At 33.8% G+C, this 17,217-nt stretch carries 12 protein-coding genes; 10 read left to right on the top strand and 2 right to left on the bottom strand.

From position 1 onward, the window contains the following. The first annotated feature begins 694 nt into the window (after positions 1-694). Entirely contained in the window at positions 695-2,671 is a 1,977-nt protein-coding gene (htpG, locus tag RINTHH_RS05095) for a molecular chaperone HtpG (RefSeq protein WP_008233694.1), read from the top strand. A gap of 328 nt (positions 2,672-2,999) precedes the next feature. Here htpG and pdxH read toward each other — a convergent pair whose 3' ends face one another. Further along, a complete protein-coding gene (gene pdxH / locus RINTHH_RS05090; RefSeq protein WP_008233686.1) occupies positions 3,000-3,644 on the bottom strand; it encodes a pyridoxamine 5'-phosphate oxidase in 645 nt (214 codons plus the stop codon). Positions 3,645-3,881: 237 nt separating this feature from the next. Between pdxH and RINTHH_RS05085 the strand changes: the two genes are divergently transcribed. From RINTHH_RS05085 to RINTHH_RS05065, 5 genes are all read left to right on the top strand, one after another. Then, positions 3,882-4,970, top strand: coding sequence for an AI-2E family transporter (locus RINTHH_RS05085; protein ID WP_008233685.1), 1,089 nt, complete (start codon positions 3,882-3,884; stop codon positions 4,968-4,970). Between the two features lie 591 nt (positions 4,971-5,561). Beyond that, complete coding sequence (locus tag RINTHH_RS05080; RefSeq protein WP_008233683.1) at positions 5,562-6,452, top strand: segregation/condensation protein A; 891 nt, start codon at positions 5,562-5,564, stop codon at positions 6,450-6,452. A gap of 208 nt (positions 6,453-6,660) precedes the next feature. Continuing rightward, the gene (locus tag RINTHH_RS05075; RefSeq protein WP_008233680.1) at positions 6,661-7,827 is read left to right on the top strand and encodes a sugar phosphate nucleotidyltransferase; all 1,167 of its coding nucleotides are present in this window, start codon (positions 6,661-6,663) and stop codon (positions 7,825-7,827) included. Between the two features lie 960 nt (positions 7,828-8,787). After that, a complete protein-coding gene (locus RINTHH_RS05070; RefSeq protein WP_008233678.1) occupies positions 8,788-9,162 on the top strand; it encodes an NINE protein in 375 nt (124 codons plus the stop codon). Between the two features lie 28 nt (positions 9,163-9,190). After that, on the top strand, positions 9,191-9,733 hold the full coding sequence (locus tag RINTHH_RS05065) for a ComEA family DNA-binding protein (protein ID WP_044304680.1): 543 nt from the start codon (positions 9,191-9,193) through the stop codon (positions 9,731-9,733). A 48-nt stretch (positions 9,734-9,781) separates the two neighbouring features. Here the strand turns inward: RINTHH_RS05065 and lepB are convergent, their stop codons facing one another. Then, positions 9,782-10,363, bottom strand: coding sequence for a signal peptidase I (gene lepB / locus RINTHH_RS05060; protein WP_008233675.1), 582 nt, complete (start codon positions 10,361-10,363; stop codon positions 9,782-9,784). A 1,214-nt stretch (positions 10,364-11,577) separates the two neighbouring features. Between lepB and RINTHH_RS05055 the strand changes: the two genes are divergently transcribed. From RINTHH_RS05055 to nusB, 4 genes are all read left to right on the top strand, one after another. Further along, on the top strand, positions 11,578-12,225 hold the full coding sequence (locus RINTHH_RS05055; RefSeq protein ID WP_008233674.1) for a TIGR04282 family arsenosugar biosynthesis glycosyltransferase: 648 nt from the start codon (positions 11,578-11,580) through the stop codon (positions 12,223-12,225). Between the two features lie 109 nt (positions 12,226-12,334). Beyond that, on the top strand, positions 12,335-13,183 hold the full coding sequence (gene hpsJ-B, locus RINTHH_RS05050) for a hormogonium polysaccharide biosynthesis protein HpsJ (protein WP_008233673.1): 849 nt from the start codon (positions 12,335-12,337) through the stop codon (positions 13,181-13,183). Between the two features lie 1,380 nt (positions 13,184-14,563). Next, positions 14,564-15,337, top strand: a complete 774-nt coding sequence (locus tag RINTHH_RS05045) for a DUF502 domain-containing protein (RefSeq protein ID WP_044304678.1) — start codon at positions 14,564-14,566, stop codon at positions 15,335-15,337. Between the two features lie 283 nt (positions 15,338-15,620). Then, positions 15,621-16,235 (top strand): transcription antitermination factor NusB, encoded by a 615-nt coding sequence (gene nusB / locus RINTHH_RS05040; protein ID WP_008226451.1) that lies wholly within the window; start codon positions 15,621-15,623, stop codon positions 16,233-16,235. The last annotated feature ends 982 nt before the right edge of the window (positions 16,236-17,217 follow it).

The raw sequence follows: 17,217 nt of genomic DNA, 5'->3' as shown, positions 1-17,217 counted from the left end.
AGGGTAAAATAATGGAATACAGGACCAATTTTAACAATTAACCTAGGGTTTACCTAATGAGCAACAAATATGTTCTATACTTCATGTTCTTTCCTTTGATGGGTGAATCTCATTGCAATTAGGAGTATTAATATACTAATTCATTAAAGCTAAATCTCACTAAATTATAGAAACTTCATTTAAAGGTAATAGGAAAAAAGCTTTATAAGCTAATAGAATAATGAAATTTAAATTTCAAAATACTCATTTATTTTTTAATAACTAAAATACCTCAAAATTATATTTTAAAATAAATCCTATTCTGTGTCCTCTCAGATGTCCTACTACAATCCTTATTTGAGATTTGCTCGCCTCCTTATTTATATAATATTTTTGTTCATTCCCACCTTTTTTATTGTATCTACAGATAATAATTTCCTGTATAGCTTCTACTATGAGCACACATTTTTTTTTAAACCTGTAATATTTTCCAAGACATTTTAATTTTATTAATCCTCCAGAACAGCTGAATTTCTATCCTTGTCAGAGTTATTCAGTTATAACTACATGAGAACTAAAAGTTAAGTTAACCGCATTAGTTAGGTAGGGAAAACCGAATCTAATGTATGTAGATATTACTGAACTTAAATTGGTGTTGCGAATTCTAACTAACCGGTAGAATCTTTAATGGGAAACCTTAATTCATTAGAAAATCATGCTAGAACAAGGAACTATCAGTATTCATACTGAAAATATTTTCCCTATTATTAAGAAGTCTCTATACTCAGACCACCAAATCTTCTTGCGGGAATTAGTATCTAATGCCGTCGATGCTATCCAGAAGCTGCACATGGTATCTAGTAGTGGAGAATATTCAGGAGAAATAGGGGAAACAGAAATTCAGATAAATATAGATAAAAGTAAAAAAACCCTTTCTATTACAGACAATGGAATTGGCATGACTGCCAATGAGGTAAAAAAATATATTAATCAGGTGGCCTTCTCTAGTGCTCAGGAATTTGTCCAAAAGTATCAAGGTAATTCAGACAGCTCAATCATTGGAAACTTTGGTTTAGGTTTCTACTCCTCTTTTATGGTCGCAAGTAAGGTTGAAATTGATACTCTATCTTACAAGGATTTATCACAGGCTGTTCACTGGAGTTGTGATGGTTCCCCCAATTTTACACTACAAGAATCTACCCGTAGCAGTCGTGGTACTACTATTACTCTATATCTAATGGAGGAAGAACAGGAGTACTTGGAGTCCGAACGGGTGAAGAATCTGGTCAAAACCTACTGTGACTTCATGCCAATACCCATTAAAATGAGTGGGGAGCAATTAAATAAGCAAAAAGCTTCTTGGCGAGATTCACCTAGCAGTTTAAGCAAAGAGGATTATTTAGAGTTCTATCGCTATCTATATCCTTTTCAGGAAGAACCCCTACTATGGGTTCATTTGAATACTGACTATCCTTTTATTATTAATGGTATTCTCTATTTTCCAAAACTCAAACCCGACGTAGATGTCAACAAGGGACAAATCAAACTTTTCTGCAATCAGGTCTTTGTTAGTGACAACTGTGAAGAGATTATTCCCCAGTTTCTTTTACCTATGCGTGGGGTTATTGACAGTACTGATATACCCTTAAATGTTTCACGGAGCGCATTGCAAGGGAACCGTACGGTAAAGAAGATCGGTGATTACATAGCTAAAAAAGTGGGAGACCGTTTAAAGGAGCTATACCGCAATGATCGCCAACAGTACATTAATGTATGGAGAGATTTAAGCACCTTTGTTAAGTTTGGTGTACTTAATGATGAGAAGTTTAAGAAACAAGTAGAAGATATAATTATTTTCCGTAGTACTATCAATTCCGGAACAAACACAGTAGAAACTCCAGTTCCTCAAATACAAACACAAGAAGGAGATGTTTGGGAGAATGTGGCTTCATCTTCTTCTGGAAATAGTGGAAATTCTTACACCACTCTCAAAGAATATCTGGAGCGGAATAAAGCTATTCATGAGAATAAGGTTTTTTACTGTACTGATGAAGCGTTCCAAGCTACTTATATAGAACTATACAAGAGTCAAAGTTTAGAAGTACTCTTTATGGATTCCTTTATTGACACACATTTTATAAATCTCTTGGAACAGGAATATAAGAATGTCAAATTTACTAGAGTAGATTCTGACTTGGATAACACCTTATTAGATAAAGACAAATCAGGGGAAATTGTTAATCCAAAAACCAATAAAACTCGTAGTGACTCAATTAAGGAACTTTTTGAGAAAGCTATTAATAAACCCAAGGTAAATATCCGCACGGAAGCTTTAAAGTCAGAAGCCCAGCAAATGACTCCACCAGCTATGGTATTATTACCGGAAATTCTCCGACGTTTGCGGGATATGAATGCCCTAATGCAACAGCAAAATCTAGAGTTTCCTGAAGAACATGTTTTACTGGTAAATACTTCTCATCCTCTGATTCAAAGTCTTGTCGAGCTCAGTCAAGGGGGTATTATTCAGGGAGATGGTGAATCACCTACAGGAAAGTTAGTCAAAATGATGTGTCAACATATATACGATTTAGCACTAATGTCACAAAAGGGTTTTGATGCAGAAGGAATGAAGTCTTTTGTAGAACGTTCAAATGATGTTCTTACTAAACTGGCAGAAGAAGTAGCTAAATAGAGAAAGGGGGAAGAGAGAAAGCTGATTTTGCTAATTTTTATTATTCTTTTCTCCCCCTCTTAAATAGCACGTGGAAGCCAGGATTGGTATGATTGATTAGGTATTTAATTTCCAAATAAAAAATTATTTTTTGTGGAATTATACAGCCAGTAGCTTGAAGTTTTTTCTCCTTCAAAGCCAACCCTCCCAAATCCCTAACCTAATATAGATTTATAATACACTTATACTACTAACTTTTGTCGATAATCATTGCAGTTGAACTGGATTTATTTAATTGGATTCTTTGAGCTTATTAAACATTGTCAACTCCAAATTAAGCAATTCCAAATTAAGGGGATAAACGTTCAATTTGCCAGGTTTTATTCTTTAAAAGATTATAACGCAAGCGATCATGTAGACGACTAGCACGACCTTGCCAAAATTCAAACTGTTGAGGAACTACTAGGAAGCCACCCCAATGAGTAGGACGTGGAATATTTTGATTTGTATATTTTATTTGTAACTCTTGAAACCTCTGTTCTAGTATTTTACGGCTTGCAATCACTTGACTTTGTTCGGAAGCCCAAGCTCCCAAACGACTATTTAGAGGACGGCTGTAGAAATATTCATCGGATTCTTCATCAGAGACTTGCTTAACTCTGCCATAAATACGTACTTGACGCTCTAAACCTGCCCACCAAAATACCAATTCTGTCTGGGGGTTGTTGGTTAACTCTAAACTCTTACGACTAAGATAATTGGTATAAAAAACAAAACCTCTTTCATCAAAATTCTTCAGTAGTACTATTCTGGCTGAAGGTTTACCATCAGAAGTAGAAGTTGCTACAGTCATAGCATTGGGCTCTGGCAATTTTGAACTGAGTGCTTCTTTAAACCAGGTACTAAATTGTTGAAAGGGATTAGGATTAATATCATGTTCATACAATCTTTCTAAATTGTAGTCTTTGCGGATTCCATCTGTAATTTTTTCCATGACCACCTAATTTTTAAAAAATAGTTAAGTATTTATCTCTTACATCCAATGAAAATACATATGATGCAAATCTGATATCAGCATAATCGCTATTATTGATTTAATAACTTATATTTATGAGTATATCTATGGAAGCAAAAATACAAATACTGATGGTAATACTTCCAGGGAAATCTACAATTTCAAACTGTTTGACTACAATACTTTGTCTAAAAATTCTCATATAGATATTATCAAATGCAGCGGTGGAATTCTTTACAAAATTTATTGGTATATGGTCTTAGTGGTCCAATTATTGCCCTGAATATATGGCTACTATCTGAATTATTTCGATATTTCCATCATTCAATTACTATTCTTAGTATTGCTGCAATTTTAGCTTTTTTGCTGAATTATCCAGTCAAATTTTTACGAAAAGTTCGCTTTTCTCGCACACAAGCCATTATTATTGTTTTATTGCTAAGTTTAGCTATCATAATTATTGTGGGTATTACTCTAGTACCCATAGTCATAGAACAGACAATTCAATTGTTAAATCAAATCCCCGATTGGTTAAGCAGTTCTCAGAACAATTTGGAGTACCTTCAAGCTATAGTTAGAAGACGAAGATTACCCATCGATTTAAACCTAGTTAGCAATCAAATTAACGCTAATATCGAACGCCTAGTACAAACTTTAGCTTCTGGGGCAGTTGGTATAGCTGGTACTGTTGTATCTACATTTATTAACCTTGTTTTGGTAACAGTATTAGCGTTTTATATGTTGTCTTATGGTGAACGTGTTTGGTATGAGTTAATTAATCTTTTGCCAGTAGGCGTGAGAGAGCCTATTAACAAATCATTCAAGTTAAACTTTCACAATTTCTTTCTTAGTCAACTATTACTAGGATTATTTATGGTAGTAACTTTAACTCCCATATTTATAATTCTCCAAGTCCCTTTTGGATTAGTACTAGCAATACTAATTGGTATATCCCAATTAATACCCTTTTTCGGGGCTACCCTTGGCATTGGTATTGCTACCCTGTTAGTTTTATTACAAGGTTGGTGGTTAGCAGTACAACTTGCTTCAGTATCCATACTATTGCAGCAAATTAAAGATAATATCCTGGCACCAAGGTTACTGAGTAATATTACTGGACTGAATCCCATATGGATTTTTGTAGCTATATTAACGGGTTTTGAAATTGGTGGTTTTTTGGGAGCATTAGTAGCAGTACCAATTGCTGGGACTATCAAGGAAACTGTAGAGGCTGTTAAAAAACAAAAGAGAGGTATGGATATATCTCAAACAATTATTGTGGATAATGACTTTTTATCTAACTAGTATATAAAAGTCAATACGGAAGATATCTTGTGTGCTTTTATTTAATTTTAAGAATTTTTGTTCATGATGTTATCTGGTGTGACATTCCACCAGATTTTTGATAATCGTGCTAGACTGGCACTTTTTATATAAACCTTATTTTTCTCACTAATTGTTTATTTTTTCTCTGTGTTGTACTAGAGAATAGTGGAGTAAAAAATAAAGATATTTATGGCTGGGTTTCCATTTGACATCATATCATTTCAGAATCACTGGAAATTCATAGGTATGACTATTGCAATCATTAAATGTTGTGATAAGTTTATCTGGTGATTATGTTTGCTGTAAACATGAATAAAGGCTAAGTCTATAGTTAAAGCATTAATGGAAGTAAGTCTTTGACTTTTAATATCTCAAGGCTAAATGGCAAGACGGAAATTAAATAACGGTGCTAGCTATTATTCTTCAGCCTTATTCTGTTTTCTCTATCTAGTTCTTAAACAAGTCAAAACTAACAATAAATAATACATCCACCAAATAAAAAATGAAAATAATATCTGTTTACCTCTAAAATTTCTGACTACTAACTTCTATTTTCATTGGAAACTATTAATGGATGCTTCCGAATTGCTGGAAACAATTACCAACTTAATTCAACAAGCAGAACAAGGTGAAATTGACCCTTGGGATGTGAAGGTTATTGAGGTGATTGACCGTTACTTAGAACTTATGGGTGGGGAATCTAGCCCAAGAGGTTATGAATCTGATTTATCCCAATCAGGACAGGCTTTCCTATCAGCATCAATGTTAGTACTATTTAAGGCTAACTCATTGGTGGAATTGCAATCTGCAGCTGAAGAAATAGAAGTATTAGCAGAAGATGAGCTATTGGAAAGCACAGATGAAATTCTACAACACCATAGACAAAGACTACCACTGGAAAAACAACTACGTCGTCGTACTGCGGCGATGCCACCTCCAAAACGCCGAGTATCACTGCAAGAACTCATTGGACAATTACATATCATGGCAGAAAGACTGAAAAGTCTGGAAAAATCAAATGGGACAATTTGTACTAGACAAAAAGCTACTGTCAAAAGCATGAGAGCAGCTTTGGAACTGGCACACCGAGAAAATTTGACAGAAGTTGCTAGTCAATTAGAACAGTTACTAAGATTGAAGGCAGATGAATTGTGTTTGGAAGAAAATTGGTTGGATTTGGAACAATTAGTTGAGCTTTGGGCTGAGAATCAATCTATTACTCCTTCAAATGTTTTTGGGGTAACATGTAATGCTTCAACCCATAATTTGTCCCAAAGTAATACTGTTGGAGTTTTTTGGGCATTATTATTACTTTCAGCTCAATCGAAGGTTGAGTTAGTTCAAGAGGAATTCTACCAAGATGTTAAGATTCGTCTAATTATCCATCCTCAAGAAAATAGAAGTAAATTGCCAGCGGAATTACCTATGGCAAGCTTAGATACTGTAAGCAAAGCAGTATAGTCTTTTTTACTCTTACTTTTCTGTATGGCTTTCGATAATTTATTGGTTTATATTCCTCGATTGTTTATCTCTAGTTATACTGATGGTTGCAGAAAGTGACAGAAGTTGCTGCTTTCCAAATAGGATCATGGCATTTGATCGTCAATCAATAAATAACTGGGTATTATTTAATGATAGTAAACTGGCTTGTGGCTGAGGAGTACATTATATGAAAGCGATGATTCTCGCTGCTGGTAAAGGTACTCGCGTTCGCCCAATTACCTATACAATTCCTAAACCAATGATTCCCATTTTACAAAAGCCAGTGATGGAGTTTTTATTAGAAGTACTCCGTCAACATGGGTTTGACCAAATTATGGTTAATGTAAGCCACCTGGCGGAAGAAATAGAAAGTTATTTCCGTGATGGGCAAAGGTTTGGAGTACAGATTGCCTATTCTTTTGAAGGGCGAATAGTCGATGGTAATTTGGTGGGAGAAGCTATCGGTTCTGCTGGTGGTATGCGTAAAATCCAGGACTTTTCACCGTTTTTTGATGATACTTTTGTGGTAATATGTGGGGACGCTTTAATCGATTTAGATTTAACCACAGCAGTTAAGTGGCACCGGGCAAAAGATTCTATTGCCACTATTATTACCAAGCCCGTTCCCAAAGAAAAGGTTTCTAGCTATGGTGTCGTTGTAACAGATGATGATGGCCGTGTAAAAGCTTTCCAGGAAAAGCCAAAAGTAGAAGAAGCTTTAAGTACTAATATTAACACTGGTATTTATATTTTCGAACCAGAGGTATTAAATTACATACCTTCAGGTGTTGAGTACGATATTGGCAGGGATTTATTTCCAAAATTGGTGAAAATAGGGGCATCTTTCTATGCTTTGCCAATGGAATTTGAGTGGGTAGACATTGGTAAGGTACCAGATTATTGGCGGGCTATTCGTGGTGTTTTATCTGGGAGCATCAAAAATGTGCAAATTCCTGGCCAGGAGGTGCTCCCAGGGATATATACTGGGTTGAATGTAGATATTAACTGGGATAGGGTTGATATTATAGGGCCAGTATATATCGGGGGAATGACTAGGATTGAAGATGGAGCAAAAATTATTGGTCCAGCAATGATTGGTCCTAACTGTTGGATATGCAGTGATACCACTGTTGAAAATAGTGTTATTTTTGAATGGTCTCGTTTAGGTCTAGGGGTTCGTTTGGTTGATAAATTGGTGTTTGGTAGGTATTGTGTAGATAAGACTGGAGCTGCTATTGACGTTCAAGCTGCTGCTTTGGATTGGCTTATCACTGATGCCCGACAGACTCCACCGGTTCAAACTCCTATAGAACGTCAGGCAATTACAGAGTTACTAGGTAGTAATGGTAACTAGCCAGGACATGATTAAAACACTATTAAGTTGTTGTAATGTATTGATATTTTCGCTTTCTCCTCCTCAATATTGGTAATTACCAGAGTGTATAGGAGAAGGGAAAACATAAAATTATAATGAAATATTTTGAGTCTATTCTATAATGCTTTCTATTAAATACCAGTTGCAGCACTCCTCAATTCTTGTTTTATGTTTTCATAATTAATGATTTATCACTTAGTATCTCTACAATTACTAGTTTGAAAAAAGGAAATTGACCTAGTAATTCACTGAGCATATGTAATCAAATATATAATAAGCAGCCTTTAAGCAACTATCTTGCAAAATTTATATGAGTTGTTATAACTGTCTAGAATGGGTAAAAAGATTAAAAGAACATGTATACCGAAGCATAGTGAATACAAGAATTGCAGCAGTATATTTATCCTATAAAACCAAGTAAACAATTTCTCAGGCTAAATATTCAGAATTGTTAATCACTATAAATGCTCGAAAACTTGAACAATGGTAACTGAGTTCGTTAGATTTATTAGTAGATAAACTGTTTTTCTTACTTATGTTAAGTTGAGTGTAAGTCGAGTAATGGAAGAAGTATATGGAGAAGGCTATAACAGTGTGGTCGGAAAGAACCTATGTTGGGACCAACACCTCTACCTGTCTTATATACCTTAATATTCGGCTTATTATCACTGTAAGCAACGATGGTTAACACTGGGGTGGGTTGCTTATGAATATTTGTACTTGGGTTATAATTGCCAATAAGATTGGTAATTATAACCCCTTATTGAACTTAAATCATTTATTTTTGTAGTTTTCCAATATATCATCAGTAAGATTATGTAGTAATTAATAACCAGGCTTTTATCTGAAAGAAGAATTGAAGAAGGTAATAATACTTGATTTTTGTAATTATTTTGTTGGCATTGTTATTTGACTATAGTTACGGGGGTATATTCCATTATGTCAATCAAGTATAAAAGCCGCAGTGTAGCTGCCATTTTGGCATTTGCTAGTATATTAACAGTTTCTGGACTACATAAATTTTATCTAGGTCAACCATTGTGGGGATTATTGTATGTAATACTTTCTTGGACACCAATTCCAAGGGTTGCAAGTGCTATTGAAGGTGTGTGGTATCTTACCCAAGATGAAGATAGTTTTAATAATAATTTTAATGGAGGCAAATCACTAGTTACAAATGGAATAAAAAGTGAAAATACAATGGCTCAATTAGCTGAGGCTCTAAGAGAGTTGGATACTTTGCGTCAGGAAGGTTTAATTTCTGAGTATGAGTTCGAACAAAAGCGTCGCTATATTCTCGAACAAATTTCGTGATTTGCATATTTATTTAGATTGGCATTGTATGAATCAAAACTGGCTATCATTTGGCATTAATCCAAGACTTAAAAGACTACGTCACAAATTGAGCTCCGATCCTTACTATCGCCTGCAATCTGAGGAGGAGATTCTGATGGCAGCACATTTGGGTGTACGGATTGATGTCAATCGAGCTGCTGTAGATGATTGGCTACGCTTGCCGGGTTTATCGATCCATCAAGCAAGAAATTTAGTAGAACTTTCTCGTGTAGGAGTAAGATTTTATTGTATCGAGGATATGGCTGCCGCCTTAAGTATATCAGTTCATAGACTCAAATATTTAGAGGTAATTCTCAATTTTAGTTATTACGAAGATGAAGATACAGAAGGTTTAGTTTATGTGGTAGACCCTAATACTGCAACGTTAGAAAGTTTACTCCAGGTTCCTTATATTAATTTTGAATTGGCACAAGCTTTAATTGACAACAGATTTACGAATGGCTTATACCAAAACTTGGCGGATTTTCAACAAAGGTTAAACTTATCTAGTGATGTAATAGCAAAGTTAATGTATCATCTACGTTTTTAAACATAGATCAATTACAAAAAAAGAAACCTATAATAGCCTTCTCCAGATCTAAATAAAACCAATTCTACTAAGCGGCCAGAAACGGAATATAGCTCGACCAATAACATTCTTTTGAGGTACAAAACCCCAGTAACGGGAATCGTTGCTATCATTGCGATTATCTCCCATGACAAACAAATTATCTGGGGGAACTTTGACTGGTAGAAAGGGTTGATTGGGAGGTTCTGCAATGTAGTCTTCTTGTAAAGACTTGTCATCCAAGTAAACTTGACCAGCATTAATGCTTATAACATTCCCTGGTTCACCAATTACTCGTTTTATAAAAGCTTGATTCTTCTGATAGCCACGATTTTTTAACTCTTCTGGCGGTTGGAAAACAATGATTTCGCCAAATTTGGGGGTATGAAAATAGTAGGACACTTTCTCCACTACTAAACGATCACCTGTGAGTAGAGTGGGAACCATAGAATCCGATGGAATATACCTAGGTTCGGCAACAAATGTACGGATCAGGAAGGCTAAAAGCAAAGCAATGACAATTAAACTAAAATTTTCTCGTAAGCCACTCCTGACTCCGGCTGATAAATTAGTTTCAGTGGTTTGTTTTTTATCGTTTTCCTGGGAAGACATAAAGTTTTCAACAATAATTAAAGTTTAAGGCTTTATTTTACCTTGGATATCATACGCTATTTATTAGTGCCTATATTACTATTTAATAAATTCAAACATGAATTTATCCGAAATATTTGAAGACTCAAACTTCATAATTGTTAATTAATTCCTCTATCCTTGAAGAATAAATACAGTTAGCCTTTGTATAAGTACTTTATTCATTAAATTCCGCAAAAATCTTAGTATAGAAGAAGATAGCAAAACTTAATATTGCCAGAATATTATTAAAATACCTACTTCGGATGGATAGTTATTTTATTAAAACTATGTAGGTGTTTATTCAAAAATAATGGTCGAGATATCAAAGGATGTAAGATGCTTATTATAGTTTATGATTTAAAATAGCTACCATAATTCTTAGTTATAAGAGGCAAATATGTTTGGGGTTATAAAAATTTCCAAAACTCTTCAAAGAGTTTAAGTAGTTTCGGTTGTAATATTATTTAACAAAATATAGAATTTCACATTATCTCTGATGTAAAACCTTTTGCCTTTTATATGAAAAGTAGGGAATTTCACAGTTTGAATTTACAATTCGTACATAAAACTCAATAAAGAAAAGGCTATATTGATCAAAAAAAATAGGGTTTTATTTAGAGTTTGCAGTTGTTTGGTGTACTCTAATTGAGGTGATTAAGACAGGAATATTAGTTATTTATTCCCAAAAGCACGAGTTCTTTCTTAGCATATTGGCAAGCGAAACGACATCGCGAGTTGTATAGCATGATTTTTTGGCTCCGGCAATGTTGCAAATATTTTCTAGACTTGTTCTTGCTGTATCATTTATCCCCGATTAATCCCTAAAATGCGGTCATGAACCCTTGTATTCAATTCAAATGCAAATATGCTAGGTGATATAAATTGTTTTAGAAGATAAAGATTAAAATCTCTAGTAATGAAGTTGAGAAAAATAAAATCTCGCACATTTACTTATAGGATTTAAGTATTTATGATATTAAAGGATTATTGAAAATTAGAAGTGATAAGAACAAGTTTTATTTTAAATAAAAATATGTGTTGGTTTGATAAAGGGTGGAGTTTGATAGAGATTATATGGAGATGAATGAGAAAGGCAATAGAGTAAATAATATAGTCATGCTTATTTGTTATTATGAATTGTTTTGCTTAACTCCCTTTCAGTAGTTAAAAAGTACTTTTATTAGGAAAATCGTTTGCTTAATAACCCAAAAATCAATCAACGGCATTTAATCATTTTTACTCGTTATCCAGAACCAGGAAACACCAAAACCCGACTTATAAATACTTTGGGCCCAGAGGGTGCAGCTGATTTACAACGCCAAATGACCGAGTATACACTTGCCTGGGCAAAAAAATTAGTAAATACTAGTTATACATCCATAGAAGTTAGATTTAATGGTGGTAACTTAGAGCTTATGAAAGCTTGGTTAGGGGACAAATTAATTTACGAATCTCAAGGAGAAGGAGATTTGGGAAATAACATGGGGCGCTCACTTTTCAATGCTTTTCAAAATAATGCCCAACAAGTTTTACTAATCGGTATTGATTGCCCAGGGCTAAATGCTGATATTCTTACCCAAGCTTTTGATCAACTGGTTAATTACGATTTGATCATTGGTCCTGCAGTCGATGGTGGCTATTACTTACTTGGTCTAAAAAGATATATACCAGAATTATTTATCAACATCAGTTGGGGAACAGCAAGAGTTTTACAACAGACTATAAGTACAGCCCAGAGACTGGGTCTATCTCAAATGCAGTTACAAACTCTTACAGATATTGATAGACCAGAAGACTTATTAGTTTGGCAATCTTACTCAAAAGTATGGAATACTCATTAGTGCATTTCCAGTCTAAGATTCATACCATATCATTACATAGAGACCAATTATCTTTATATAAGTAACCAACATAATTAAAGCCTTAAAAACTATTTAATAACAAAAGCTTATGATTAATAATTTATCAACAGCAATTACTTCTAGAACACTCAAAATTATTGCCGTTATTCTTATTTTATCTTTCTTGCTAGATGTTTTGGTTTTGATATTTCCTTTCCAAGTCACTGATAGCAAATGGCAAATTAGTTTAGTTACTGCGTTAGTAGACCGGGGAATTATACCAATGGTGGGCTTGGGTATGCTATTTATTGGATATTGGATTGATAATAAAAATGAAAGTCACAGATTTTCACTCCATTTAAAAATACCTGCCTCAATTTTTGCTGTAATTTTAGGAATGATGTTTTTGGCATTTTTCCCCTTACACGTCAACAATATGAACCAATTTAGCAAGCAGAAGTTAAAGGAAATAAACCAAGAGGCAGATAGGGCAGAAAAACAACTAGAAACAAGTTTGTTTCAGACTAAAGCCCAATTCAATAGCGAACAAGGAAAAGCTCAGCTAAAACAGTTAAGAGATAGAACAAAAACTCAATTAACCGAAATTATTGAGGATGAAACCAAATATAAACAGGTCTTGGCAAATAATCAAATACCAGATTTAGTGAAAGATGTGCTCAAAAAAGCCAAGGTAAATCCTAAAGAATTAGACAAACTAGTTAGTCAACAAACCAATCCCCTTTCAGCAGCCCAGCAAAGCGCAAATGAACAATTGACTAAAATTCGTGTCAGGAGGAAAAGATTAGAAAAAAACACCAAGCAAGAAGCCTGGAAATCATTCATAAGCATTGGCTTGAATAGTTTGCTACTATCTGTTGGTTATACAATTATTGGCTGGAGTAGTTTAAGGGAAATGCATAATTATTCTGATAAGAAACATAAAAATGCTATACATTAGATTTGATATTAAATTCAGAATGCAAAATCTAAGAATATAATGTGCTAAGGGGCTAAATTTATTTCTTTCACATGAAAAACTACCACTTTATGATTTTTTCTTACTTCCTTTTCAATTCTAGAAATAAAACCTAAAGGGTAGAAACTTATAAGAATATGTGGTTTTCATTTATCGATTAAAACCACATATTCTAAATTTACATGCTGACTGGTAACAAATAACTACATATTATTGCATTAAATTAGCTATTTTATCCGATTGGTGGGTTAATTGAGCTATCAGGCCGTGCAAATTATTGCTACTACCTGCCCTAAGAAATTTTTAAGTCATCACTTTATAATCTACCAATAGGTAAAATAAATAGGGTTTAGGGTCAATTCACCGAAGAGATTAACAGTATGTATACTCCCAGAATTATCTCCTGAATGCCAACATACAGGAAGGATAAAAAAATTCTTATCATAATCCTATTATACAAGCTATTACATAACCAGAATGCCTATGTTTATAGGCTATTAGATTTACTACATTACATAATACCCTATTAATAAATGAGTTTATCTTGTCACTTTGAGGTTCACTTTATAGGTTATTCTCATACTAAAAGGTTAGGACTACAAACCAGTTTTTACAGACAACACACACCCATATTACAACTATAGAAAGGGTGATATTCAGATATACATATAAGTAAGACTGCCATTATACCTATCAACTAAGGGAAATACTGAATCAAGTTAGAAAATATTACAACTAACTTTCGAGGTATAATCCCTAGCAAGTTGGAAGCTTTAAATGCCTCATCTTAAAAGACTATCAGCTAGACTATTTATATACTTTTACACATGTATTTACTTGTTCCCAGGTGGTTTTTAAATAGAAGATTTGGAATAGCCCTGTGTGTTTTGTAATTATTTTATGAGTGTTAAATTTCACCTGCTTAGGGTCTTAGGCTGTGAGTCTTGCATAACCATAGTGATCTATTAAACAAACAATCAACTAAACCCAACTATAATCACCAAATATAAGCTTTTAAAGCAGGACATTTTTACCGGTAATCATCCAAAAAATTATCCAATCTGACTATAGTTTTTACTAAATTAGTATCCAACTGTTTACCAATAAAGGCTATCAGTAGTTGGGTTATTCTCTGAACTACGATTATTGTAGCTATTTTTTTCGCACAATATTATGGATAATACACTAAAATACTTCTAATAATCATTTACAACTCTTAAAATTGTTGGTCTTGGGTAATAGCAAAAAATTTAGTGCCGTCCTTACTATACCGATTATAAGTTTAGGTGCGAAGTCTATGAAATATGATTTACACCTAAACACTGAGATAAACTAGCTTCGTAAATTGATTCACATGTTGCTATGAATATCAATAATAGAAATTTTGGTAGCCGAAAACAGGAGAATGGCGTTTTGGCATTTCATCGTTGGAAACAAGACTTGAAAAATGACCTGATTGCTGGCTTATTATTGGTCATTCCTCTGGCCACTACAATTTGGCTAACTGTTACAATAGCTATCTGGGTGATTAATTTTCTTACTCGAATTCCTAAACAGCTGAATCCTTTTGATGGAATGCATCCAATTTTAGTCAACTTACTCAACTTGGTTGTAGGATTAGCAGTTCCTCTGCTAAGCATTTTGATTATTGGCTTGATGGCTAGGAATATTGCTGGACGATGGTTGCTAGATGTAGGTGAACGGATATTACAAGCTATTCCTTTAGCAGGACAAGTTTATAAAACCCTCAAGCAGTTACTTGAAACTTTAATTAAAGACTCTAATAATAAATTTCGTCGGGTTGTTTTGTTAGAATACCCGAGACGTGGTATGTGGTCTATTGCTTTTGTTACAGGTTCTATTAGTTCTGAGATTAAAGCCAAGTTATCTGGTTCCATGGTGGGTGTGTTTATTCCTACTACGCCCAATCCTACAAGTGGATGGTACGCATTAGTACCAGAGAATGAAGTGGTAAACCTATCAATATCCATAGAAGATGCACTTAAAATAGTTGTTTCTGGGGGGATTGTAGCTCCCAGTACAGTCCTCTCACCCTTGGTCATTAGTCAAGAACATACTATGGGAATCACGAACTTGGAAGTTAAGCAACAAACCATGCCTGTCGAAGAAGGATAAGGTCTTGAGGAGACACAGCATTCCCCATATGTATACCTCAAGGCAATTACACAACGCTAGCTGTAATAATCAACCTAAAATTTCAGAATATCAAATAATTACGCTTCATATCTATTGAATCCTGAAAGCCTCATACTTAATTATGTGGTCTCTGAAATTATTATTTTGGAGAATATTCGAGTTTATGAACATTAAAATAGCTACTCAATATGAGGAATAATTCCTAATTATAAATTTTCCTTGACTATGATGACTTTAGTAGTATTTTACTCCTTATATTCTTATGCAACCTCGTAAACCCCGGCAAATCGCTCGTGAATTAGCACTTTTAAGTATTTCCCAACTTCCTGTAAATCATAAAAAACTTACGGAAGAGGAATTGTCAAAATTGATACTAGCTTCTGTAAGGACTTTAACATCTGAGGTGCAAGAGACCTTAGATAATGCTACTGCAGAACTACAACGTAGTAATGACTATCTTCTCAGTAGTCAAACCCGTGCTATAGACCTAAATACTTCTAGAGACATGTTACAAGATGCAATTACTTGTACTCAAACGGCAATTAATCAATTAGGAGCGGCTATAGAATTTCCGGAATTAATTCAGCTGGCTAATCAAGATAAGGAGGTGGGAAGATATACCATTGAGATTATTCGCATTGTTAACGATCAGCGGAAAATTATAGATGAAACGATAAGCTCAGCTTTAGTAGATTGGCAAGTTAACCGCCTAGCACAAATAGATCGTGATATTTTGAGGATTGCAGTACTGGAAATGATGTTTCTTGATATTCCTAACAAAGTAGCAATAAATGAAGCTGTGGAATTGGCAAAGCGTTACAGCGGCAATGATAGTCATCGCTTTATTAATGGGGTTTTGCGTCGGGTAACAGAATAACTGTATTTCAGAAGAATACATAAATATGAAAAAGTATATTTACAAAATTTTGATACCCATTAAGATGAGAATAAATTAATCAACTTTTTTAAGCTGAGTTAGATTACTTTTTTCTCTGAATCTAATTTGCTTTTCAAGCACAAGATGCTTAAATACAAATCTACTTAGTGATTGTACAAACTCTCCAATAATTGCATTTGGAATTAACTTTTGCTAGCAAATAAAGATTGTTTATAACTGATAAATAATGGATACTAGAATACCCTATCTGTTCGGATAATCATGGATTGGAGAATTTGTGCTGATATCTATTATGAATATTGTCACAAAAGTCTTCTACAAGAAGACCTTGAATAAATAATAATGATATTGGGATGTTCTATATACTTAACTTGTTTGTATTTGTATTAATTACTTACAAGCCATTCCACAATAAAATTTTTGAAGTACCCAATTTTGGGTTTTCTAATCCTAATGAATGCTTTTATAGATACTTGGCTACTGAAAATCCAATACTTTATATAAAAGAATGAACAATGCTATTACTTTCTTCTAAAGACAATTACCTTTATTCAGTTTTAATATGAACAAGTAACATTTTTTATTTACCTTAGATACAACATGTTGTCTTTGATGATTGTGAGTAGAGACGAATATTGGGTTCCATAAAGAAGGTCGAGGATTAATTGTATTATTGATTTACTATCATAATTTTATGATGTAATGGTTATTGTAAATAGTCTTAATCTATAGAATCTACAGGCGTACTACGGATAAATATTTCGACCTAAAGTTCAAATGCAGAAATAGATAGTAAAGTTACACAATATCATTGACATACAATTCAGTTCTAGAGAACCTAAATCAATGTTAAGTTGTGAATTGAGCATAGAAAAATCCAGCTTTTTATTAGTAATTTGAGTTAAAGGATTGGCTCAACTCATAACCAAATTTCTCATCACGTATTAACTAATACAACAAC

The organism is Richelia intracellularis HH01, from assembly GCF_000350105.1.
GTDB classification, from domain to species: Bacteria; Cyanobacteriota; Cyanobacteriia; order Cyanobacteriales; family Nostocaceae; genus Richelia; species Richelia intracellularis.
Note: the sequence above shows the minus strand (reverse complement) of the source record. Positions and strands in the feature narration are given on the sequence as shown.

What these genes read in the sequence shown, in the direction of transcription:
- htpG (WP_008233694.1), top strand. Translation starts at nt 695, where the DNA reads ATGCTAGAACAAGGAACTATCAGTATTCATACTGAAAATATTTTCCCT.
- pdxH (WP_008233686.1), bottom strand. Translation starts at nt 3,644, where the DNA reads ATGGAAAAAATTACAGATGGAATCCGCAAAGACTACAATTTAGAAAGA.
- RINTHH_RS05085 (WP_008233685.1), top strand. Translation starts at nt 3,882, where the DNA reads ATGCAGCGGTGGAATTCTTTACAAAATTTATTGGTATATGGTCTTAGT.
- RINTHH_RS05080 (WP_008233683.1), top strand. Translation starts at nt 5,562, where the DNA reads ATGGATGCTTCCGAATTGCTGGAAACAATTACCAACTTAATTCAACAA.
- RINTHH_RS05075 (WP_008233680.1), top strand. Translation starts at nt 6,661, where the DNA reads ATGAAAGCGATGATTCTCGCTGCTGGTAAAGGTACTCGCGTTCGCCCA.
- RINTHH_RS05070 (WP_008233678.1), top strand. Translation starts at nt 8,788, where the DNA reads ATGTCAATCAAGTATAAAAGCCGCAGTGTAGCTGCCATTTTGGCATTT.
- RINTHH_RS05065 (WP_044304680.1), top strand. Translation starts at nt 9,191, where the DNA reads ATGAATCAAAACTGGCTATCATTTGGCATTAATCCAAGACTTAAAAGA.
- lepB (WP_008233675.1), bottom strand. Translation starts at nt 10,363, where the DNA reads ATGTCTTCCCAGGAAAACGATAAAAAACAAACCACTGAAACTAATTTA.
- hpsJ-B (WP_008233673.1), top strand. Translation starts at nt 12,335, where the DNA reads ATGATTAATAATTTATCAACAGCAATTACTTCTAGAACACTCAAAATT.
- RINTHH_RS05045 (WP_044304678.1), top strand. Translation starts at nt 14,564, where the DNA reads ATGAATATCAATAATAGAAATTTTGGTAGCCGAAAACAGGAGAATGGC.
- nusB (WP_008226451.1), top strand. Translation starts at nt 15,621, where the DNA reads ATGCAACCTCGTAAACCCCGGCAAATCGCTCGTGAATTAGCACTTTTA.